Below are 3,391 nucleotides of genomic sequence, written 5' to 3' on the forward strand. Positions count from 1 at the left end.
GGGAAATTTTGATTAAGGGTAATTATCCTGACATGATCTAAGCCCTTGGTTGAAGTTGTTACAAATGGCCTAAGCCTGCGAGGTTAGAGCAACTCCAAGAACAGAGAATCCCCGCATCTTTAGATGGAGAAATGCCAAGCTAGAGAAATAGTTCTAAGCACAAATAAGAATCATGCATCGAAACCGTTTCAAAGTTGGAACCTTTAACCTATGCAACTTAGTACTACCAGATGTCCTATACTATAGGAAAAAGATATATACCCAAACAGAGTACGCTCTTAAGACCACCTGGATTGGTGAACAACTGAGGAAGATGAAAGCTGACATTGTTGGCTTTCAAGAAGTATTTCATCAAGAAGCTCTCCAACAAGCACTGGCTCAGAGCCAAGTTTATGACAATGCCACCACTGTGTTCGCAAAGCCTACCGGTAAAAGTCCAGTTGTTGCCCTGACCTCCAGGTTTCCAGTGCTTGAATACAACGTCATCAAAGATTTTCCCACTACGGCATGCCTGGATATCCAGGGAACAGACATCCCACTCAAGCGTTTTTCTCGACCAGTGTTAGAAGCACATCTCAAGCTGAGTGACACAATTGATTGTACAGTTTTTGTAATTCACCTCAAGTCCAAGCGTCCGATCATCCCAGATGGAGTAGACCGCAACGACCCGATTGAACAAGCCAAAGGACAAGCGAGATCTCTAATCCTCCGAGCAGCTGAAGCAACAGCTTTGCGGGTAATTTTGATGGATAAGCTACAGCACAGGGATCATCCGGTAATAGTGATGGGTGATGTCAATGATAGTGGTGTGGCTATAACTTCTCAAATTGTTTCTGGAGAGCCCCCTTTGAGAAAACTCTGGTTTCAGAAAAAGCAGATGATCTGGGATGTGTTGTTGTATTACGTCAAAGACATTCAAGCTCGACAAAACTATGGTGACTTCTACTACACCCACATCCATAATGGCCACCACGAGAGCCTAGATCACATCCTGGTCAGTCAGGAATTCGTGGTTCAAAATCCCAAACGCATTGGCAGAGTTGGGTATGTCTCCCTTTTCAATGATCATCTAATCGACGAAACCTTGAGTGACGAGAAAATTGAGAGTTGGCAATCTGATCACGGACAGGTCGTTGTCTCCATTGAACTTGATTAATAAGGTGATCTATGAACACTGAAGAGATAGCTAACATTTTCAACTTACCTCCTGAACTTCCTACCGAAGAACTGTTTGAACCGTTGATATCTACCGATAACCTATTAATCGAGCGCATCATCTCCACTGGACAAACCACACCAACCGGAGAGTGGTATGACCAAGACCAAGATGAATGGGTAATCCTGTTACAAGGGCAAGCAACCCTTAGCTACGTTGACGGTTCCAGTGTCAAGCTCAAACCAGGGGATTATCTATTTATTAAAGCTCATCAAAAGCATCGAGTGGAATATACCAGTGCTGAGCCACCCTGCATTTGGCTAGCCGTTCATGGCAATTTGCAACAGCAGCAGATCACAAAAGCTATAGAGTAATCGCCCTTCAAGTATGCCCCTAAAATATTAAGTTATGTAAAACATTTCATAACTTGATTAGCTACTCCTGATTACTTAGTATAGGTTACTGCTGTGATGGGGAAATGCGATCGCTATTTATTGTCGTCTCATTTTCCCTTAACTCTAGTAAATTTATATTTCCGAAATCCGTCTAAATCAGGAAACTCTGTCCTTAGATGGGAATAGTTTATATAAGCCCAACCAAGACCAGACTACCTTCAATGACAGTTCATATAACAGTTCATAGAAGTGTAGGGCCAGACTGAACTAGGAGATGATGAGAAGACGCCGATGTCACTATAAAATGGATTAAATGCTCTCAAACAAAAACGTTATGCAGAGGCGGTGCAATGGCTAGAAGACTATTGCCACTATTGCCAACATTCTTCCGATCACCATTCCCAAGACTATAGTCAAGCCCAAGCAGCTCTGGTGAAAGCCTATAGCGGCAATGGTGAGAACAAAAAAGCGATCGCCCTCTGTCGGAAGTTAGAAAATCACCCAAATTCCCAGGTCAGCAATTGGGCAAAAAAATGTCTGACCACCCTCACCTCAAAGTCAACAAAAACAACCCTAACAAAAACAACAGCTAAAGCCATGTCAAAATCCCGTCACAAAGCCGGAAGAGTGGCGCAAACTGGAATCAGGTTAGCCATGAAAGGCATTGCCGGTAATCTTGCCCTTGCCTCTGGTGTTACCATCTCTTTACTATTTGGGATGGTATTAGTCTTATCTCTGAGTTTGCTGCTAATCCTAAATAGTAACAATCCTGTTACTGGGTTAATCATCTCAGTTGCCATCACCCTAATTTTTAATGTTGCTGCCTTTTTCATCTCTCCCTGGATCATGGACTTAACCCAACGGTGGCTTTACCAAACCCGTTGGGTAACCCTAGCAGATATCCAGCGCTATAGTCCTGAAAGCGCAGAGGTGATTGAGCGGGTCTGTCAAGAAAAAAATATCAAACAACCTCGATTGGGTATCATTGACGACCAAAATTCCACCGCGTTTACCTATGGTTCTTTACCAAACAGCGCTCGTTTAGTCGTTAGTCAGGGTTTATTTACTTACCTTGATGATGATGAAATCGCCACAGTTTATGCCCATGAATTAGGGCATATTGTCCACTGGGACTTTGCCGTAATGACCTTAGCGGCGACTTTGGTACAAATCACCTACCTGATCTATTCTTTCGCTAGACGGATCAGTCGCGGCGGTGGTAACAGTAAAGGCAAAGATGCTGCTCAAACAGCAGCAATGGTAGCTTATGTGTTTTACATCATCGGCACTTACCTGGTGCTGTACCTATCCCGAACCCGAGAGTACTATGCTGATCACTTTGCTGCTGAAACTACCGGTAACCCAAATGCTCTATCACGAGCTTTGGTGAAGATTGCCTACGGTATCGTGGAAGAAGGGGAACGAGCAAAAGAACCCAGTAAATTGATTGAAGGAACCCGCGCCCTCGGTATTTGCGACCACAAAGCTGCTGCTTCCACTGGTACCGCCTATCGTATCGCCTCAGACTCCCAGAAAGTTGGACGAGTTTTTCTATGGGATATCTTTAACCCCTGGGGTTGGTGGATGGAGTTGAATTCTACTCATCCCCTAACCGGTAAACGAGTCCGCGCTTTAACAAAACTCGCGAAATTCCCCAACCTCGTGCGTTGTAGGTTGGGGATGGATAGCGAGCCAGGGATTTGACTTTATACCCTTGCTGACGGACACAAGTGCTTGAAAAGCAAGTAGGGGAGGGGTTGGACAAAACAGAAAAATCTGGGTAAATGGGGTAGTCAATAAAAATCCCAATTATGACCCAGAAAAAAATCTACTCACAAGT

Annotated in this window: 3 protein-coding genes; all 3 read left to right on the forward strand. The window is 44.1% G+C overall.

The window, feature by feature from the left end:
• Positions 1–172: 172 nt before the first annotated feature.
• The 3 genes from F6K51_RS35605 to F6K51_RS35615 all read left to right on the forward strand — a co-directional run bounded on the left by F6K51_RS35605 (position 173) and on the right by F6K51_RS35615 (position 3,255).
• Positions 173–1,156 carry an endonuclease/exonuclease/phosphatase family protein gene (locus F6K51_RS35605; protein ID WP_293030464.1) on the forward strand — a complete coding sequence of 328 codons (984 nt, stop codon included), beginning with the start codon at positions 173–175 and terminating at the stop codon, positions 1,154–1,156.
• A gap of 11 nt (positions 1,157–1,167) precedes the next feature.
• The gene (locus F6K51_RS35610) at positions 1,168–1,530 is read left to right on the forward strand and encodes a cupin domain-containing protein (protein ID WP_293030467.1); all 363 of its coding nucleotides are present in this window, start codon (positions 1,168–1,170) and stop codon (positions 1,528–1,530) included.
• Positions 1,531–1,896: 366 nt separating this feature from the next.
• A complete protein-coding gene (locus tag F6K51_RS35615; RefSeq protein ID WP_293030470.1) occupies positions 1,897–3,255 on the forward strand; it encodes a zinc metalloprotease HtpX in 1,359 nt (452 codons plus the stop codon).
• Positions 3,256–3,391 lie beyond the last annotated feature (136 nt).

The sequence above is a fragment of the Moorena sp. SIO3I8 genome (assembly GCF_010692325.1).
Lineage (GTDB): Bacteria > Cyanobacteriota > Cyanobacteriia > Cyanobacteriales > Coleofasciculaceae > Moorena.